This is a genomic window from Pseudomonas sp. IT-P258 (assembly GCF_949767825.1).
GTDB classification, from domain to species: domain Bacteria; phylum Pseudomonadota; class Gammaproteobacteria; order Pseudomonadales; family Pseudomonadaceae; genus Aquipseudomonas; species Aquipseudomonas monachiensis.
Genome location: NZ_CATKPU010000015.1, coordinates 82,723 through 101,971 on the forward strand (window position 1 = coordinate 82,723; position 19,249 = coordinate 101,971).

Sequence of the window (19,249 nt, forward strand, 5' to 3'; positions counted from 1 at the left end):
TGGGTTAGTAAAGTAGCTCGCCGGATGGTTGATATCGGTTTCACACTTCTTTCTGGGACTACTTACGTCAAATGAACGAACGCACCAGGTATGCCCCACCGCGAGCCGGCGCGATGCTGGAAGCCCTACGTGGCCTCGGATATTCGACCGCCGCAGCTTTAGCTGATGTGATTGACAATGGTGTTTCCGCCGGAGCATCAGAAATTCATGTGACGTTTGCTTGGGATGGTGAGAGAAGTCGGATTTCCATCTTGGACAACGGGCGAGGCATGGACGACTCTGAGTTAGAGGCAGCAATGACTCTTGGGGCTAAGAGTCCCCTCGATGACCGTGCGCCTAGTGATCTCGGTCGATTTGGGATGGGCTTAAAAACCGCTTCTTTCTCTCAATGCCGCTGTCTCACTGTTGCGTCTAGACGGATGAATGGTTCAGTTTCCTGCCTGCGTTGGGATCTCGATGCCATTGCGGCATCGACGGATGTTGGTTGGAGGATGTTTGAAGGGCCAGCCCGAGGCTCTGAAGCTTTCGTTAAGCCAGCCGATGCACTTCACTCCGGAACAATAGTCCTCTGGGAGCAGTTGGATCGAATTGTCACGCCTGGCTATACCCTCGACCACTTTGCCAACTTGGTAGACGATGTGGAGCTACGTCTGGCAATGGTTTTCCATCGCCTGTTAGAAGGTGCGAGCCCGATTTTCTGGCTGTTCCTCAACGACAAGTTGGTTAGACCGTGGGATCCCTTTATGACAGGGCACCCTGCGAAACCTTGGCATTCTCCAGTCGCCCGAATCTTCACGCCATCAGGCATCGTGGAGGCTCAATGTCATGTTCTACCACACAAAGATCGGCTTTCCGAAGAGGAATTCCTTAGGGCGGGGGGAGCAGAAGGGTGGACCTCTCAACAAGGATTTTACGTATATCGGAACCATCGTTTGCTTCTGGCAGGCGGGTGGCTTGGGATTGGGCAGGGACGCGCATGGAATCGAGAGGAGCCTCACCGGCTTGCCAGGATCAGATTGGACATTCCTAATACTGCCGACTCCGCTTGGAAGATCGACGTCAAGAAGTCCACTGCTCGACCTCCCGTAACCGTGCGTCCATGGCTTACGAAGTTGGCCGAGGATACGAGAGAAAGAGCCAGACGAGTCTTTGCTTATCGTGGTACGCCAATACCCGGGCCGGGAGGGCTCAAGATTGAGCACCAGGCATGGCGTGTCGATAGGCTCAAGGATGGTGTTCGGTACCGCATCGACGAGAGGCATCCAGCGGTGGCTGCGGTAATTGAGGCGGTTGGCGGTAATGCTGACCTTGTTCGGGCCATGTTACGTGTCGTCGAGGAGACAGTGCCTGTCCAGCGGATATGGCTCGACACAGCTGAAAACAAGGATACCCCAAAGACCGGCTTTTCAGGAGAGCCCGAGACGGCTCCCGATGGCGTCAAAACGGTCCTTCTGACGCTCTTTCGAGATATGGTCGGGCGACGAGGAATGAGCCCCGAGATGGCTGTCACTTCCCTGTCCTTGACGGAGCCTTTTCAGAACTACCCCAATCTTGTCGCGTCCCTTCCGAGTCTCGCGGCGATACCTGACGAAGGGAAAGCAGAATGACGGAAGAGCAGAACAAGGTATTTCAGCGAGTCGTCAGCGTCACTCAGACCTTCTTGGTTGAGGCTATGGAGAAGGGCTCGGTCACGCCCACGCTCATCGCCGAGAAAGTCGACTTTGTCGCGACTCATATGGTCCCGGGCGAAAACGTTGACCGGAAAAAGGCCGTCGCAGAACTCATTCGTCGATTCAGCCTCTGGATCGGCGGAGCGTCCACACTATCAGACAAGACTGGTCATAAGGACTGGCTTATCGCCGCCCGCAGAAAAGACTGGCGCTACTGGCAGCGCTACCGCGATTTCCTTGAGAGCCAGATCTCCGTCAAGGCTGTGGACGCCCTGGACGATGCGACCAACAAAATCCTCGAACTGCTTGAGGATCCTCTTCGCGAGGAGGGCTGGGACAGGCGCGGACTCGTCGTCGGACATGTCCAGTCCGGTAAGACGGGTAACTACACGGGGCTGATTTGCAAAGCGGCCGACGCGGGCTACAAGATCATCATTGTGCTTGCAGGCCTCCATAACAATCTGCGTTCCCAGACCCAGATTCGCCTAGAGGAGGGCTTCCTCGGCTACGAGACCTCGGCGAAGAACGACGTCGTCCGCTACATCGGGGTCGGCGAGAACGGGCGCGACTCTGAGATCCGCCCCAACTGCGCGACGAACCGCTCGGACAATGGCGACTTCAACACTAAGGTCGCGAAACACCTAGCTATCTCCCCGGAGCAGAGGCCTTGGCTATTCGTCGTCAAAAAGAACAAGACGGTGCTAGATCGCCTCCTCAAATGGATTCGCAATCATGTCGCGGACTCTAAGGACGCGGACGGCCGTCCGCTAGTATCAGGCTTTCCTCTGCTTTTGATCGACGACGAGGCCGATCACGCCTCGGTCGATACCGGGGACCAAGTGGTAAGCAAGGACGGCTCCGTGGACGACGAATACCAGCCGAAGGCCATCAATAGCCGCATCCGAAAAATCCTCCACTCCTTCTCCCGAAAAGCCTATGTGGGATACACCGCTACTCCGTTCGCTAACATCTTCATTGATCGGCGCAAGGCGACCAAGGAGGAGGGGGCTGACTTGTTCCCGCAGTCTTTCATCATCAACATCTCTGCACCATCGAATTACGTCGGCCCTGCCCGTGTCTTCGGACTGCGCGCGACAGAGGGCAGAGCTGGAGGTCTACCCTTGACTCGCGAGGTTGACGATCAGGCGGCCGAGACAGGAGAGGGCGGCTGGATGCCTCCGCGGCACGATAAGAACCACGTTCCCTTGTTCAAAGGGCGCGACGAAGTACCCCCATCCCTTAGGGAGGCAGTCTCGGCTTTCGTTCTGGTCTGCGCTGTCCGGGTCCTACGTGGACAGGGTCGCAGACACTGCTCGATGTTGATTCACGTAACTCGCTACACCGCCGTTCAGGAGGAGGTCCGTCGCCAGGTCGAGAATCTAGTGAGGGGCTATCGCCAGCAGATAGAACGCGGCTTCGAGAAAGACAAATTAATGGCGGAGTGGCGGGAGCTCTGGGACTCCGACTTCGCTCCGACGTCGGCCGCCGTAGCAACGGCCATGGGTGAGACGGGCGGTGAGTTCGACCTCCCGGAATGGGAAGACGTAGAAGCTGTTCTGGCGGATGTCCTGGGAGACTTGGCGAGCAGCGTCAGGGCGATCAATGGTTCGGCGGGGGACGTCCTCGATTATGCGGAACGCGAAGAGACCGGGCTGAAGGTCATCGCTGTCGGCGGCGACAAACTCGCGCGAGGCCTGACCCTCGAGGGGCTCTGCGTCAGTTACTTCGTGAGAACCACGAAGATGTACGACACCCTGATGCAGATGGGCCGTTGGTTCGGCTACCGTCCCGGATACCTCGATATCTGCCGCCTCTATACGACCTCTGACCTCGTGGAGTGGTTCGGACACATCACAGATGCAGCGGAGGAGCTTCGTCAAGAGTTCGACACCATGGCTAAGGTACATGCCACCCCCGAGAATTACGGTATGAAGGTTCAGTCGCACCCCGTTCTTATGGTTACCTCGCCTATCAAGATGCGCAGTGCCAAGAGTCTGCAAGTCTCCTTCTGCGGATCGGTACTTGAGACCGTCGCCTTTCATCGTGACTCCTCTGTCATCGAGAAGAATCTAGTAGTCATGGAGAGGCTCCTCGACGCTGCCGGAACTCCTGCGGAGAGTGGCTCAATCGTCCGGAAGCGAGGCGAGAACACTCAAGAGTGGAAGGGGTTTCTCTGGAGTAACGTTCCGGCCGAGCACGTGATCGAGTTCTTCTCTGGGTATCTGACTCACCCTGCCGCGCGGAAGGTAAACAGCGCCGTGCTGGCCGACTTCGTGAAGGTGATGGCAGGAAGGGGGGAACTCACGTCTTGGACCATTGCACTTGTAGGCGGTAGCGAAGGAGCGGATTGCGTAATCTGCGGAAAATATGCGCTAGGAAACATGATTGTTCGAAACCAAAATCCAAGTTCGAAAGGGGAGCATTACTCCATCGGGCGCCTTCTATCACCCAGAGACGAGTCGATCGATCTCGATGAGGACGCTTGGATGGCCGCTCTGAATCTCACAGTCGAAGATAGGATGATGGACCCTGCGCGAAGGACGGAAGAGACAGGCAAGGAGCCGCCTAAAGCCCCGAGCGGGGGCTTCGTTCGACAGGTTCGAGGGTTAGGTGCGAAAGGAGTTCTTGGCCATCCCGAGCGAGGCCTTCTACTTATATACCCCATTGACCCTTGCGGTGCAGGACTCCCGGTGGACGCTCATCCCGTCATTGGCTTCGGAGTGAGTTTCCCCGCGAGCCGTTCGACGACAACCGTCAAGTACGAAGTGGATCACCTGCTCTGGGAGACTGAGTATGCGCCGGCCGATTGACGAGTTCGTCGCAGCTTGGGACGCACTCTCCGGGAGTCGAGGGGAGGAGGGGGGCTGGCTTGGCATCGCAGTGACTTCCGTCGGTAAGTGCGAACTCATGGCGGCCCGGCGCTGCCCGGGCAACGAAGAGTCTCTTCTTGTTCGCTTCCCGACGGCCCGCCTAGGATCGTCCGAACGACTGCCCGAGGGCAGGGGGTTCGAGGTCGTTCGGGCGGATCCTCGTGGTGACGGCAAGACTTGGATAGCCCTGTCGCGCAAGGAGTCCGGCAGCCCCGAGCTGTTCTCAGAGATGGTCGGTGATGTCGCCGGAGCTATGGACGCTTCCACTGGAGAGGGCGAGGATGCCGTTTTGCGGACAATGTTGCGCAGGGTTCGCATGTGGCAGCAGTTCATGTCCCGTGGGGCGGTTCCTCTCAGTCCCGAGGCGGAGCTTGGTCTGGTGGGCGAGCTCGTCTTTATGGTCGCTCTAATGGATTCGGGAATTTCGACTGAGGAAGTGCTCAGAGGCTGGGTTGGGCCCGACGACGCTCTGCAGGATTTTCTGTTGGGTGACGGAGCGATTGAGGTAAAGGCGACGATGTCCTCGTCTGGCTTCCCAGTGAAGATAGCCTCCCTGGAGCAGTTGGACGACTCGGTGGCATCGCCACTCTTTCTCGCTGCCGTCCGGTTCGCTCGTGAGGATGATGGGCTTACCCTCCCTGAAATTGTTGCGGAGGCCGAGCAACGCCTCGGCGGCGAGCCAGGATCGGTCGATTTCCTCAAAGAAAGATTGATGGTTGCCGGTTACACCGAACTCCACTCGAGGCATTACACCCGGAGGTTCAAGCGGAAGGAAATGCGAGTTTTCTCCATGTCTGAGGGCTTCCCTCGGTTGACTACAGGGACCGTCCCTGTCGGTGTAACGCGAGCCCTATACGAAATCAATTTGGATCACGCTGGGGACTTCCTGTTAGATCTCGAGGCGGCTCTCAAACTATTAGGAGTAAATGGATGACGCTTGATGATTTTTTCACTGAGACCCGGGGCGAGATAGCGACGCTTATGTCTGACGGCCCCCCCTTCGGCGAACTCGTTTTTTCCGAAGTGGTGATGCAGCACCTCGTTGATGCGGGAATGACTTTCGACCCAGTTGTCTGCCACTTTCAGGGGAAGGTCGGAAATGCGAATTTGCGTTTGAGCGGTTATGCCATGTCTGAAGACGCTGACCAGCTTGACCTGTTCGTAAGTCTGTACGAAGGCTTCGAAAGCCTGAGCCCGATTCCCGATCAAGACGTCAAGACAGCGGCGGCCCAATGTGTTCGCTTCTTGGAGCTCTGTGCAGCTGGCCGCATTGCCGAAAAGCTTGATCCGTCAAGTGACGTCCATTCCCTGGCGCTGACGATTCGAGAAATTTACGACGGGCTTGAACAGGTACGTGTTTACGTACTTACGGACGGTATAGCCAAATCGAAGAGCTTCAAAGCCCGAGACGTTGGCGGAAAGCACGTGAAGCTTGAAGTCATGGATATTGAGCGACTTTTTCGCCATCGTTCTGAAGGTAAGCCACGTGATGAGCTTGTCGTTGACTTCAATGAGGTGTCAGGTTCTCCACTGCCGTGCGTTTTCGTACCAGGCGAAACAGGGGACTATGACTATGCACTTACCGCAATCCCAGGTGAGGCGCTTCGGTTCGTTTATGAAAAGTTTGGACCTCGCCTGCTTGAGGCCAATGTGCGCTCATTCTTAAGCGTGAAGGCCAAGGGCGTGAATGCGGGACTCCAGAATACTTTGCGGAGTGCCCCGGAAAGATTCATGGCCTATAACAACGGGATAGTATTGGTCGCAGATGAGATGCGACTGGATCGTACCGTAGATGGATCGCCAGGTATCGCTTGGTTGCGTGGCATGCAAATCGTTAATGGTGGCCAAACTACAGCTTCAATTTTCTTCGCCAAGAAAAAATATGCAGAAACGGATTTGAGCAAAGTTCGCGTTCCAGCCAAAATCATCGTTATGAAAGAGCAAGATCCTGCAAAAGAGGAGGCTCTTGTCTCCGATATTTCGCGCTATGCCAACAGTCAAAATGCTGTTCGGCAATCAGATCTATCAGCCAACAAGCCATTCCATGTTGATATTGAGCGGTTATCGCTTTCGGTTTATTGCCCTGATGGCATGGGCCGATGGTTCTACGAGAGGGCTGCGGGCAGTTACAACACTCTACTCTCACGTGAAGGCGTCACTCCAGCTAAGCTTCGCGCCCTGAGGGAGTCTGTACCAACCTCGAGGAAAATAACAAAAACTGAGTTGGCAAAGTACTCTGCTGCGTGGGATGGCCAAGCTGATGTTGTCAGTCTTGGCGCACAGAAGTGCTTTGACCGGTTCATGTCTGGTATGACTGACGTTGAAGCTAAAGGTACAGTTTTTACTCCGGATGTTTCTTATTTTAAGGCAATTGTCTCGAAAGCTCTGTTATTCAAGGCAGTCCACAAGACTGCGCGACCATTAGTGCCTGCCTTTCTCGCGAACGTTGCGGCTTACACTGTTGCATTAATTTCTCAAGCTTATGGCAAGTCCTTTAACCACGAGCGTGTCTGGAGTAGACAGGGTATTTCTCCTCAGCTTGTTAAGCAGATCGAAATTTGGGCTCGGGAGGTCAATGATCGTCTTCATGAGACAGCAAACGGGAGGATGATCTCTGAATGGGCAAAGCGTCCAGAGTGTCTAGAGGCAATGTTCTCTCGACCGTTCTCTCCTCCCTTGGCAGATATTCCTGAGGCGCTTTGACATCCCATGACTCAGACAGAACGCTCAAAACTATGGGCGCAGGCTTAGTAAGTCGCGAATTTTCATTGGCTGAGGTTGGCTGAAAACTCGCCAGATAGTTTCGGGGCGGGAGGGCTGTCTGCCCCCCCCTTAAACTACCCAACGCAGATTGCGTTGCTCGATAGTCTGTCTTGTTCGATCAAATGCTAAGTGAGGCTTGGTGGTTTTTTCCTGAACGATAGGAGTCGATGATTTCAGCAACAACAGCTGCGATCTTTCTAGCAAGAAGCGGCGGGACTGCGTTTCCGATTTGTGTGTACTGCTGTGTTCTATTTCCCTCGAAGAAGTAATTGTCAGGAAAAGTCTGCAGTCGCGCGGCTTCGCGAACAGTCAAACTGCGGCACTGGCTTGGGTCCGGGTGAATGTAATAATGACCATCTTTAGCTATGTGGGCGACAACTGTGGTAGACGGACCATCTTCCATTTGAACTCTGAAACGGTCACTAAAGGGAACGGAGTCGGAAGACACGTTTTCATGAGCTGGCAGAAGTTGGGCGGGGAATTGGTGTATTTTTGGTGAGGTGCCTTTCAACCGTGCATAGCTTGCTGCAAAAATATACCTATGCAGGTCAGAGCGCATATGGCTCCGAGCCTCATGCTGTAGCACCCCATTTAGTCTGGGGTCGAGAAACCACTCACGTTGCTTGGCACTCATTTCTGGAGCTACTTTCCAGGGTATGAATCCACTGCCATTAGATTTCAGCCGCTGTGCATTAACAGCCGCATCTTTCATCGTATCTATTAAATCCCCCCAGCCAGCCACATAAGGCCGTAAAAGCATAGAGCTGGCCTCATCTAAGGCTGAGAGCCAGGCTTCGAGGGAATCTCCTCCCCTTGAAATTTTGCTCCGTATTGGAGGGAGTCCTGATAAAGCCTGTCCAACTGTGAAAACCGTTTTGCTGGGCTCCATTACAAGCTTTTGCGGACGCTCCAATAAAGCAGGACAGCTCGAAGCAACGTCAGAGCGAACCCCAAGCAGGATAACCCTGTGTCGAGCCTGGGGAAGACCGTGACGTTCCGCTTGAATGACAAAGTCATGTGGATCTGGTTTCTCCACATCTTTAGGGACGACTAAGGAACGGATGTTGTACGAAAGATCGCCACCAGGAGTCGAGAGGTCCTCGAGAATTTGCTGGAAAATGTTCGAGCCGCTGTGTTTCGAGGACAGTATGCCTTTCACGTTCTCCATGACGAAGATCGTCGGTTTGAACTCGCGAATAATCCGCAGATACTCTTTGTAGAGAAAGTGCTTCTCGTCGCTTTCAAACTCCTCTTGGCTCTCGCGTGTTCGACGGGCACGTCCTGCTACTGAGTATGCTTGGCACGGCGGGCCGCCAATGAGTACCCATTCATCTGCGCCTATCAGAGCTTCCCTGATCCAATTGTCGACCTCATCGGGCGAAATTTTACCAAGCTCTGCGAGCTTAGCTTCTTGTGCCGCCTCCACTGCTTCTGCCGGTACGTCTGGATGCTTGAAAAGCTCTTCACGAGTAATTTCGCCCCGGACGTATTGGTAGTAAGCCTCCGGTGCTTCGCCTTTTGGAAAAGCGCGAAACAATGCGCGGAGGGATAAAGTCGCGTGAGCGACAGGATCTTTCTCGATCGAGACACGTAGCTGAAACTTACGCACTCCCTTCTCAGGGCCACCGATTGAAGAGAATCCCTCCCCTAGTCCGCCCGGGCCGGCAAAGAGGTCGATGACCGGGATAGAATCCTTATATTTCATTGGTTTAGTTGATGCGCCTAAGACGAAAATAAAAAAAGCGCACTGTAGCGCTCAGGTGAGTTGCGGCCCAGAAGTGACACGCCCTATGTGCGATAAATGGTAACGGTTCACTAGGTACCGGGCAAGAAATGAACTTGAAGTTGAGGTGCTGAATTCCACCGAATGTAGGTACGCGGTAAGGCTTCCGACCCAGTTCATTTTGTAGCAAAGGCCTCAACGGTCGGGCTGTCATAACGGTTAGGAGTTTTGGGTGGCCATTGAGGTGGAAGCTGCTGTAAGTGTTGTAGGTATTTTCTAAGCGTGAGGGGGGAATATCCATGGCCGAACAAAAAAAGCCCCGATCAGATCGGGGCTTTCAGTTTTTTGATTTTTCGATGTATGACGCCATCGTCAAATCGCGGAGAAACTAGGGAATCAATCCCAGCTCAAAGCCCCACCAGTCTGATACTCAATAACCCGCGTCTCAAAGAAATTCTTCTCTTTCTTCAAGTCCATAATCTCGCTCATCCAAGGGAACGGGTTAGTCGTCCCCGGATACTCTTCCTTCAACCCAATCTGCGACAGACGACGGTTAGCGATGAACTTCAGGTAGTCCTCCATCATCGCCGCGTTCATGCCCAGCACGCCGCGAGGCATGGTGTCACGAGCGTATTCGATCTCCAGCTGAGTGCCCTGCAGAATCATCTGCGAAGCTTCTTCCTTCATTTCAGCATCCCACAAATGCGGGTTTTCGATTTTGATCTGGTTGATCACGTCGATGCCGAAGTTCAGGTGCATGGATTCGTCGCGCAGGATGTACTGGAACTGCTCGGCGACGCCGGTCATTTTGTTGCGGCGGCCCATGGAGAGGATCTGGGTGAAGCCGCAGTAGAAGAAGATGCCTTCCAGGACGCAGTAGTAGGCGATCAGGTTGCGCAGCAACTCTTTGTCGGTTTCGACGGTGCCGGTTTCGAACTTCGGATCGGAGATCGAGCGGGTGTATTTGAGGCCCCAGGTGGCTTTTTTCGCGACCGATGGGATCTCGTGGTACATGTTGAAGATTTCGCCTTCATCCATGGCCAGCGATTCGATGCAGTACTGGTAGGCGTGGGTGTGGATCGCCTCTTCGAAGGCCTGGCGCAGGATGTACTGGCGGCATTCCGGGTTGGTGATCAGGCGGTACACGGCCAGGACCAGGTTGTTGGCAACCAGGGAGTCGGCGGTGGAGAAGAAGCCGAGGTTGCGCATCACGATGCGGCGCTCGTCGTCGGTCAGGCCTTCCGGGTTTTTCCAGAGGGCGATGTCGGCGGTCATGTTGACTTCTTGCGGCATCCAGTGGTTTGCGCAGCCGTCCAGGTACTTCTGCCAGGCCCAGTCGTACTTGAAGGGTACGAGTTGGTTGAGGTCGGCGCGGCAGTTGATCATGCGCTTTTCGTCAACGGCGACACGGGCGGAGGCGCCTTCGAGTTCGGCGAGGCCTTCGGCGACGTCGAGGGAGTCCAGGGCGGCTTTGGCGCGGGCAACGGCGGCGGAGTCAGCGGCGGTCACGGCACGGGCTTCCAGGGCGGCGGCACCGCCGGCGCTGTCGAGACGGTCCATGTTGGCTTCGGTGGCGTGGCCAGCGTTGGCGCTCTTGACTGCTACTTCCGTGTCTTCTTTGTCGAATTCGTCCCAGCTCAGCATGACGTGTCGTCTCCTGCGTGAGGGCCAGTGTGCCCGTGTGAAATTGGATGGTCGGTTTTTCACACGGCCTTACTGGCCGCGTTGGATCTAAAGGAATCGTTTTTTGCGGCAGCTATACGCAGGCATCAAACAGAATTTTGTACGGGGTTCCGAGAGCCACTGATGGGCGCAGCAAGCGTTGATCGCATGTGCGGGGCTTCAGACTGGCTTTTCGTCCCTGTAAGGGAATATTGCAGGCCCGTTTAAGGCCGCATTATAGGGAAGTTTTGCGTGCTGTGGTGCGGCGAAATGGCTCACGGATCGGTCGACGGGGGCCGTTTTTCGGTTGGAGTGAGGGTTTACAGGGCTTTGAAGGGCGTTGGCGGGGGAAGATTTTTTTTCCTGATTTTTTGCCCCGGATTATTTTTGTTCAAGAAATAACCAAAAAAGGCTTTTTTCACTACATCTTGTGTTTCGGTGGGGTTTTCTCAGGCTCCAGACACAACTAAGCCCGACCGAAGTCGGGCTGTGAAGTCACGCTGGCGGATCAGCTCAGGCGAGCGGCACCGACGTGATCAGCGCCATCGGCAGCGAGGCGGGCGGCACCGGTGTGGTCGGCACCATCGGAAGCCAGTTTGCCTGCACCAACGTGATCGGCACCATCGGCGGCGAGGCGGGCAGCGCCGGTGTGGTCAGAACCGTCGGAAGCGACAGCGGCTTCAGTGGTGTAAGCCGCCGAGCCGGTGCGGTCGTAACCATCGGCGGCGAAGGTGTTGGCAGCCAGTACGGAGAGGGTCAGGGCGAGGATCAGTTGGGTTTTCATGGTCGTTACTCCAGTTTCGCAGGTGTTGTTTGTCTTGGGTTGCATTCAATACTACGCCGACTATTTCGATTAAAAAGCGCAAATAAATGCTTAAAACAATCGAACTAATCGATCATTAAGGTTCGACGCTTCATCTGCCTGATCGCGGCGGGTGGCTCGAACCTTATTGGGGGTGAAGCAGGAGGTCAGCCGTTAGAGCAGCCGTTGCCCATGGCGCTGTAACGCAGGATGTGTCGTTGGCCGTGAGAGTCTTCGTATTCCATTTTCATCGGTACAACTTCACACACGTTCGGCGCTTCGCTCATGGAGATCACTTTGGCGATGTCCAGATGGGTGGAGTAGGTGTATTCCTCTATTGCCGGTTGTTGCTGCGCGACATCAGCCGGGACCTCGTTTGCCATGGCGGTTGCGCACAGACTGCTGAGGGCCAGAACTAATAAAGCTTTCATTTCGGATTTACCTTTTGGAGGTCGAAAGGGGGCACGCAATCTTGTTGGGATTGCGCGTGGAGCTTCGGTATCAGGGTTTTGATTAACTGCCTTCGTGGGGGCTGCAACTGGGTTAATCAGGTTGCCTTGTTGGCGTGGCTGATTTTAGGTGTACGCGCCTCGTTCATATAGCCGTGGATTTGATAAACACTTTTGACGTATTTCGTAACAATCCCCGAAAACTGGGTAATTACGCCCTGTGTAGGAGCTGGCGCAGGCTGCGATCTTTTGATCCCGTTTTTTAAGAGCAAGGTCAAAAGATCGCAGCCTGCGGCAGCTCCTACCTCGTTTGGGGGACGACGAAACGTCTGCGGTTTGGCAGGCTGGGGACCTATTTACGACAATTTGTAGGGGCTTGTTACTACCATCGTCGAATGGTTCTATAGCCCCGGCCCGGCTAAAACAGGGTCATACAAAAACAACTATTCCACCGAGGTAAGAAAGATGAGTGCGGCTTCCCTGTATCCCGTTCGTCCCGAGGTTCTGGCTAACACGCTGACCGACGAGGCGACCTACAAGGCCATGTACCAGCAGTCGGTCGTCAACCCGGACGGCTTCTGGCGCGAGCAAGCCAAGCGCCTCGACTGGATCAAGCCTTTCACCACGGTGAAGCAGACTTCCTTCGACGATCACCATGTCGACATCAAATGGTTCGCCGACGGCACCCTGAACGTTTCCTACAACTGCCTCGACCGTCATCTGGCCGAGCGCGGTGATCAGGTCGCGATCATCTGGGAAGGCGATGACCCTGCCGAAAGCCGCAACATCACTTACCGCGAACTGCACGAGCAAGTGTGCAAGTTCGCCAACGCCCTGCGTGGCCAGGACGTACACCGCGGCGACGTGGTGACTATCTATATGCCGATGATCCCCGAAGCCGTGGTCGCCATGCTGGCCTGTACCCGGATCGGCGCGATTCACTCGGTGGTGTTCGGCGGTTTCTCGCCGGAAGCCCTGGCCGGTCGTATCATCGACTGCAAATCCAAAGTGGTGATCACGGCCGACGAAGGCATTCGTGCCGGCAAGAAGATCCCGCTCAAGGCCAACGTCGACGACGCGCTGACCAACCCGGAAACCAGCAGCATCCAGAAAGTCATCGTGTGCAAGCGCACCGGCGGCGACATCAAGTGGAACCAGCATCGCGACATCTGGTTCGAGGACCTGATGAAAGTGGCCGGCACCGTGTGCGCGCCGAAAGAAATGGGCGCCGAAGAAGCGCTGTTCATCCTTTACACCTCGGGTTCCACCGGCAAGCCGAAGGGCGTGCAGCACACCACTGGCGGCTATCTGCTGTACGCAGCCATGACCCACGAGCGCGTGTTCGACTACCGCCCGGGTGAAATCTACTGGTGCACCGCCGACGTCGGCTGGGTCACCGGCCACAGTTACATCGTCTACGGCCCGCTGGCCAACGGCGCGACCACGCTGCTGTTCGAAGGCGTGCCGAACTACCCGGACATCACCCGGGTGGCGAAGATCGTCGACAAGCACAAGGTCAACATCCTCTACACCGCACCGACCGCGATCCGCGCCATGATGGCCTCGGGCACCGCTGCCGTTGAAGGTGCTGATGGCAGCAGCCTGCGCCTGTTGGGTTCGGTCGGCGAGCCGATCAACCCGGAAGCCTGGGACTGGTACTACAAGAATGTCGGCAAGTCCCGTTGCCCGATCGTCGATACCTGGTGGCAGACCGAGACCGGCGGCAACATGATGAGCCCGCTACCGGGGGCGCACGCGCTCAAGCCCGGCTCTGCGGCGCGTCCGTTCTTCGGCGTGGTGCCGGCCCTGGTGGACAACCTGGGCAACATCGTCGAAGGCGAGGCCGAGGGCAACTTGGTGATTCTCGATTCGTGGCCAGGTCAGGCACGTACGCTGTTTGGCGACCATGACCGCTTCGTCGACACTTACTTCAAGACCTTCCGTGGCATGTACTTCACCGGTGACGGTGCGCGTCGTGACGCTGACGGTTACTACTGGATCACCGGTCGCGTGGACGACGTGCTCAACGTATCCGGCCACCGCATGGGCACCGCCGAGATCGAAAGCGCGATGGTCGCTCACCCGAAAGTCGCCGAAGCCGCAGTGGTCGGTGTGCCGCACGACATCAAGGGGCAGGGCATTTATGTTTATGTCACTCTTAAAAACGGTGAAGAGCCGAGCGAGCAGCTGCGCCTGGAACTGAAAAACTGGGTGCGCAAGGAGATCGGTCCGATTGCTTCGCCGGATGTGATCCAGTGGGCGCCGGGGCTGCCAAAGACTCGTTCGGGCAAGATCATGCGCCGGATTCTGCGCAAGATTGCGACGGCTGAGTACGATGGGTTGGGTGATATTTCCACCCTGGCTGATCCGAGTGTGGTGCAGCATTTGATTGATACGCACAAGACGATGAATGTCGCGTAAGCGCGGGTTCTGAGTCACTGAAAGCCCTGTCAGGTGTTGAGCCTGGCGGGGCTTTTGTTTTTGAAGATCAAATGATCGCAGCCTTCGGCAGCTCCTACAGAGGAACGCGATTCATGTAGGAGCTGCCGAAGGCTGCGATCATTTGATCTTCAACCAATAATTATCGGCTTCCTCTGTGGGCGGTTTCCTACTGTTACCTGCGTTCTTTCAGGTTACTGAATGTGTAACCGCGTCGCGCCAATGCGGGGCATTGGGAAACGTCGGTACTCAAATCCGGTCCTTAAATGCCCTTGAAAAAAATAAGCCATTACACTGCGCTTGCCGGATTAGAAGGGTTTGCCAATAATAGGCCCGCAATTTGCAATATAGATCGGTTCAATATCTTTTGCTCTTGCATGATTTTGCAGGGCTGTCAACGTGCTAAAACGGCTTTCTCAGTGCTTCTGTAATTAGTTGTCGCATTGAAGAAATATCGGCCTCGGGCCTGTCGTTAGAATGCCGATCACTCGCTCGTCGTTGCTCGTGTTGAATTTCAACACCCGCTTCCCAGGACGCAGCACTGCTTTCCGGTTCCACTCACTCGCATATTGGGCTGTTGCTCACTCTGCCGTTTTTGCCCTTTACCGATGGAGTCCCAAGATGAAGAAACTCGTGCTGCTTGGCGCCCTGGCACTGTCCGTGCTGTCCTTGCCAACCTTCGCCGATGAAAAACCTCTGAAAATCGGTATCGAGGCGGCTTACCCTCCGTTCGCGTCCAAGGCACCGGACGGCAGCATCGTTGGTTTCGACTACGACATCGGCAACGCCCTGTGTGAAGAAATGAAGGTCAAGTGCGTGTGGGTCGAGCAAGAGTTCGACGGTCTGATCCCTGCGCTCAAGGTGCGCAAGATCGACGCGATCCTGTCGTCCATGTCGATCACTGAAGATCGCAAGAAGTCCGTGGACTTCACCAACAAGTACTACAACACCCCGGCTCGCCTGGTCATGAAAGCCGGCACTCAGGTCAGCGAAGGCCTGACCGAGCTCAAGGGCAAGAACATCGGTGTGCAGCGTGGTTCCATCCACGAGCGTTTCGCCCGCGAAGTCCTGGCCCCGCTGGGTGCCGAGATCAAGCCTTACGGTTCGCAGAACGAGATTTACCTCGACGTGGCCGCCGGCCGCCTCGACGGCACCGTGGCAGACGCTACGCTTCTGGATGACGGCTTCCTGAAAACCGACGCCGGTAAAGGTTTCGCCTTCGTCGGCCCTGCGTTCACCGACGTCAAATACTTCGGCGACGGCGTAGGCATCGCGGTTCGCAAGGGTGACAAGGAAGATCTGGACAAGCTCAACAATGCTATCGCGGCCATCCGTGCGAACGGCAAATACAAGCAAATCCAGGACAAGTACTTCGCCTTCGATATCTACGGCAAGTAACTCGTCCCAGCGACAAGTCCGAAATGGCGCAAGCAACAGGATCTCTGAGGTTTGCGCCATTTTTTCATCCCAACTTTCGAGGACCTGAATCATGTTGAAAGGCTACGGGGCTGTCATCCTCGATGGCGCTTGGCTGACGCTTCAGCTCGCCTTGTCGTCCATGGCCATGGCCATCGTTCTGGGCCTGATCGGCGTGGCACTGCGTCTGTCGCCGGTGCGCTGGCTGGCCTGGCTGGGCGACCTGTATTCCACGGTGATCCGCGGTATTCCCGACCTGGTGCTGATCCTGCTGATTTTCTACGGTGGCCAGGACCTGCTCAACCGCGTCGCACCGCTGCTCGGCTTTGACGAGTACATCGACCTGAACCCGTTGGCGGCCGGTATCGGCACCCTGGGCTTCATCTTCGGTGCGTACCTGTCGGAAACCTTCCGTGGCGCCTTCATGGCGATCCCCAAGGGCCAGGCCGAAGCCGGCATGGCTTACGGCATGAGCAGTTTCCAGGTGTTCTTCCGGGTGTTGGTGCCGCAGATGATTCGTCTGGCGATTCCGGGTTTCACCAACAACTGGCTGGTATTGACCAAGGCTACCGCGCTGATTTCGGTGGTGGGTCTGCAAGACATGATGTTCAAGGCCAAGCAGGCGGCCGATGCCACCCGCGAGCCTTTCACCTTCTTCCTCGCAGTGGCGGCGATGTACCTGGTGATCACCAGTGTGTCGTTGCTGGCATTGCGTCACCTTGAGAAGCGCTACTCGGTAGGCGTAAGGGCGGCTGATCTATGATCTTCGACTACAACGTCATCTGGGAGGCCATGCCGCTGTACCTCGGCGGCCTGGTGACCACCCTCAAACTGCTCGCGCTGTCGCTGTTCTTCGGCTTGCTGTGCGCCTTGCCGCTGGGCCTGATGCGCGTCTCGAAGAACTCGGTCGTCAACATGTCGGCCTGGCTCTACACCTATGTGATCCGCGGCACGCCGATGCTGGTGCAGCTGTTCTTGATCTACTACGGTCTGGCGCAGTTCGAAGCGGTGCGTGAAAGCTTCCTCTGGCCGTGGCTGTCCAGCGCAACGTTCTGTGCGTGCCTGGCGTTCGCGATCAACACCAGCGCCTACACCGCCGAAATCATCGCCGGCAGCCTGCGTGCCACGCCGAACGGCGAGATCGAAGCGGCCAAGGCCATGGGCATGTCGCGGGTCAAGATGTACAAGCGCATCCTGCTGCCGTCGGCCCTGCGCCGTGCGCTGCCGCAGTACAGCAACGAGGTGATCATGATGCTGCAGACCACCAGTCTGGCGTCCATCGTGACCCTGATCGACATCACCGGTGCCGCGCGCACGGTCAACGCCCAGTTCTACCTGCCGTTCGAGGCGTACATCACGGCCGGCGTGTTCTACCTGTGCCTGACCTTCATCCTGGTGAAGCTGTTCAAGATGGCCGAGCGCCGCTGGCTGGGCTACCTGGCCCCGCGCAAGCACTGAATACCACTGACTGACTGTTTTTGTGAGAACCGACAGCATGTACAAACTTGAAGTCCAAGACCTGCATAAACGCTATGGCAGTCACGAAGTGCTCAAGGGCGTGTCCCTGAAAGCGGCAGCCGGCGATGTGATCAGCATCATCGGTTCCAGTGGCTCCGGCAAAAGTACTTTCCTGCGCTGCATCAACCTGCTGGAGCAGCCGCACGCGGGCAAGATCCTGCTCAACAACGAAGAGCTCAAGCTGGTGGCGAACAAGGACGGCGCGCTGAAGGCTGCCGACCCGAAACAGCTGCAACGCATGCGTTCGCGCCTGTCGATGGTGTTCCAGCATTTCAACCTGTGGTCGCACATGACCGCGCTGGAAAACATCATGGAAGCGCCGGTGCATGTGCTGGGCATGTCCAAGGCCGAGGCCCGCGACAAGGCCGAGCACTACCTGAACAAGGTAGGCGTGGCCCATCGCAAGGATGCTTACCCTGGGCACATGTCCGGCGGCGAGCAGCAGCGCGTGGCCATTGCCCGTGCGTTGGCGATGGAGCCGGAAGTGATGCTGTTCGACGAACCGACTTCCGCCCTCGACCCGGAGCTGGTCGGCGACGTGCTGAAAGTCATGCAGGCCCTGGCCCAGGAAGGCCGGACCATGGTCGTGGTGACCCACGAAATGGGCTTTGCCCGTGAAGTGTCGAACCAGTTGGTGTTCCTGCACAAAGGTGTGGTCGAAGAAAGCGGCAACCCGCGCGAAGTGCTGGTGAACCCGCAATCCGAGCGTTTGCAGCAATTTCTCTCGGGTAGCCTGAAGTAATCAGGGCTGCCGTTGTGCACCTTGTAGGAGCTGCCGAAGGCTGCGATCTTTTGATCTTGATTTTTCGAGTCAAAAGAGTCGCAGCCTCGTTTCACTCGACAGCTCCTACAGGTTTGATCTCTGCTGGTTTTAAGATTTGCGTTCATTTACGGGCTAGCATTGGCCCATGCCTTCATCACTGTTCTCCGCTTCGGATTGCCCACCATGACTGCCCATCGAATTGGTTTCCTGATTTGGCCCAGCACTAAAGCACTGACGCTTGCGCTGGCTGAGGAGGCCTTGCGTGTTGCCCAGCGTGTGCATCCGGACGTGGTTTACGAGTTGTCGTTCCTGCAGGCCGAACCGCCGGCCGAAAGCGCCTGGCAATTGCCGGGCGAGGCGTGGGCCGGCAAGCTCGAAAACTTCCAGAAACTGTTCCTGCTCGCTGACGAACCACCGACCGCACTGGCGCCGGCGCTCAGCAGTGCGCTCAAGCAACTGGTGCGTTCCGGTTGCGTGATCGGCGGTCTGTCGGCCGGTGTTTACCCGTTGGCACAGTTGGGTTTGCTCGACGGTTATCGCGCGGCGGTGCATTGGCGCTGGCAGGACGATTTCGCCGAGCGCTTTCCGAAGGTCATTGCCACCAGCCACCTGTTCGACTGGGATCGCGATCGCCTGACGGCGTGCGGCGGCATGTCGGTGCTCGACTTGTTGCTGGCGGTGCTGGCCCGCGACCACGGTGCGGAACTGGCCGGGGCGGTGTCCGAGGAACTGGTGGTCGAGCGCATCCGTGAGGGCGGCGAACGCCAGCGTATTCCGTTGCAGAACCGCCTCGGTTCCAGCCATCCGAAGCTCACCCAGGCGGTGTTGCTGATGGAAGCCAACATCGAAGAGCCGCTGACCACCGACGAAATCGCCCAGCACGTGTGCGTGTCCCGTCGGCAACTGGAGCGCATTTTCAAGCAATACCTCAACCGTGTGCCGAGCCAGTACTACCTGGAACTGCGCCTGAACAAGGCCCGGCAGATGTTGATGCAAACCAGCAAGTCGATCATCCAGATCGGCCTGTCCTGTGGCTTCTCCTCGGGGCCGCATTTCTCCAGCGCCTATCGCAATTTCTTCGGTGCCACGCCGCGGGAAGATCGCAACCAGCGGCGCAGCAGCAGCCCGTTCGAGTTGTCATCGGTGCCGCCGGAGCGCGGTTGATCCGCGCCTG

14 protein-coding genes are annotated in these 19,249 nt (G+C 56.6%); 10 read left to right on the forward strand and 4 right to left on the reverse strand.

Going from position 1 to position 19,249, the window contains the following annotated elements:
• Positions 1 to 113 precede the first annotated feature (113 nt).
• Genes ACM6G4_RS05155 through ACM6G4_RS05170 form a run of 4 tightly spaced genes read left to right on the forward strand, consistent with a single transcriptional unit; the run spans position 114 to position 7,243 of the window.
• Entirely contained in the window at positions 114 to 1,607 is a 1,494-nt protein-coding gene (locus ACM6G4_RS05155; protein WP_414913189.1) for an ATP-binding protein, read from the forward strand.
• Complete coding sequence (locus tag ACM6G4_RS05160) at positions 1,604 to 4,480, forward strand: Z1 domain-containing protein (RefSeq protein ID WP_414913190.1); 2,877 nt, start codon at positions 1,604 to 1,606, stop codon at positions 4,478 to 4,480. The genes ACM6G4_RS05155 and ACM6G4_RS05160 overlap by 4 nt, the downstream gene beginning before the upstream one ends.
• Positions 4,464 to 5,474 carry a PD-(D/E)XK motif protein gene (locus tag ACM6G4_RS05165; RefSeq protein ID WP_414913191.1) on the forward strand — a complete coding sequence of 337 codons (1,011 nt, stop codon included), beginning with the start codon at positions 4,464 to 4,466 and terminating at the stop codon, positions 5,472 to 5,474. The genes ACM6G4_RS05160 and ACM6G4_RS05165 overlap by 17 nt, the downstream gene beginning before the upstream one ends.
• Positions 5,471 to 7,243, forward strand: a complete 1,773-nt coding sequence (locus tag ACM6G4_RS05170; RefSeq protein ID WP_414913192.1) for an AIPR family protein — start codon at positions 5,471 to 5,473, stop codon at positions 7,241 to 7,243. The genes ACM6G4_RS05165 and ACM6G4_RS05170 overlap by 4 nt, the downstream gene beginning before the upstream one ends.
• 178 nt (positions 7,244 to 7,421) lie before the next feature.
• Here ACM6G4_RS05170 and ACM6G4_RS05175 read toward each other — a convergent pair whose 3' ends face one another.
• The 4 genes from ACM6G4_RS05175 to ACM6G4_RS05190 form a co-directional block, all read right to left on the reverse strand.
• On the reverse strand, positions 7,422 to 9,008 hold the full coding sequence (locus ACM6G4_RS05175) for a DNA cytosine methyltransferase (RefSeq protein WP_414913193.1): 1,587 nt from the start codon (positions 9,006 to 9,008) through the stop codon (positions 7,422 to 7,424).
• 414 nt (positions 9,009 to 9,422) lie between these two features.
• Complete coding sequence (locus ACM6G4_RS05180) at positions 9,423 to 10,670, reverse strand: ribonucleotide-diphosphate reductase subunit beta (protein ID WP_007978181.1); 1,248 nt, start codon at positions 10,668 to 10,670, stop codon at positions 9,423 to 9,425.
• 526 nt (positions 10,671 to 11,196) lie between these two features.
• Positions 11,197 to 11,472, reverse strand: coding sequence for a hypothetical protein (locus tag ACM6G4_RS05185; protein ID WP_150726075.1), 276 nt, complete (start codon positions 11,470 to 11,472; stop codon positions 11,197 to 11,199).
• Positions 11,473 to 11,657: 185 nt separating this feature from the next.
• Complete coding sequence (locus tag ACM6G4_RS05190; protein ID WP_056725860.1) at positions 11,658 to 11,921, reverse strand: DUF2790 domain-containing protein; 264 nt, start codon at positions 11,919 to 11,921, stop codon at positions 11,658 to 11,660.
• Positions 11,922 to 12,404: 483 nt separating this feature from the next.
• On the opposite strand from ACM6G4_RS05190, the gene acs reads away from it, so the two are divergent.
• The 6 genes from acs (at position 12,405) to argR (ending at position 19,239) form a co-directional block, all read left to right on the forward strand.
• Positions 12,405 to 14,360, forward strand: coding sequence for an acetate--CoA ligase (gene acs / locus ACM6G4_RS05195; protein ID WP_409078348.1), 1,956 nt, complete (start codon positions 12,405 to 12,407; stop codon positions 14,358 to 14,360).
• A 639-nt stretch (positions 14,361 to 14,999) separates the two neighbouring features.
• Positions 15,000 to 15,776 (forward strand): ABC transporter substrate-binding protein, encoded by a 777-nt coding sequence (locus ACM6G4_RS05200; protein WP_056724133.1) that lies wholly within the window; start codon positions 15,000 to 15,002, stop codon positions 15,774 to 15,776.
• 91 nt (positions 15,777 to 15,867) lie between these two features.
• Positions 15,868 to 16,557 (forward strand): ABC transporter permease, encoded by a 690-nt coding sequence (locus ACM6G4_RS05205; protein WP_015096506.1) that lies wholly within the window; start codon positions 15,868 to 15,870, stop codon positions 16,555 to 16,557.
• Complete coding sequence (locus ACM6G4_RS05210; RefSeq protein ID WP_056724135.1) at positions 16,554 to 17,252, forward strand: ABC transporter permease; 699 nt, start codon at positions 16,554 to 16,556, stop codon at positions 17,250 to 17,252. Before ACM6G4_RS05205 ends, ACM6G4_RS05210 begins: the two co-directional genes overlap by 4 nt.
• A 37-nt stretch (positions 17,253 to 17,289) precedes the next feature.
• On the forward strand, positions 17,290 to 18,054 hold the full coding sequence (locus ACM6G4_RS05215; protein WP_056724137.1) for an ABC transporter ATP-binding protein: 765 nt from the start codon (positions 17,290 to 17,292) through the stop codon (positions 18,052 to 18,054).
• Between the two features lie 204 nt (positions 18,055 to 18,258).
• A complete protein-coding gene (gene argR, locus ACM6G4_RS05220; protein WP_056724139.1) occupies positions 18,259 to 19,239 on the forward strand; it encodes a transcriptional regulator ArgR in 981 nt (326 codons plus the stop codon).
• Positions 19,240 to 19,249: the final 10 nt, after the last annotated feature.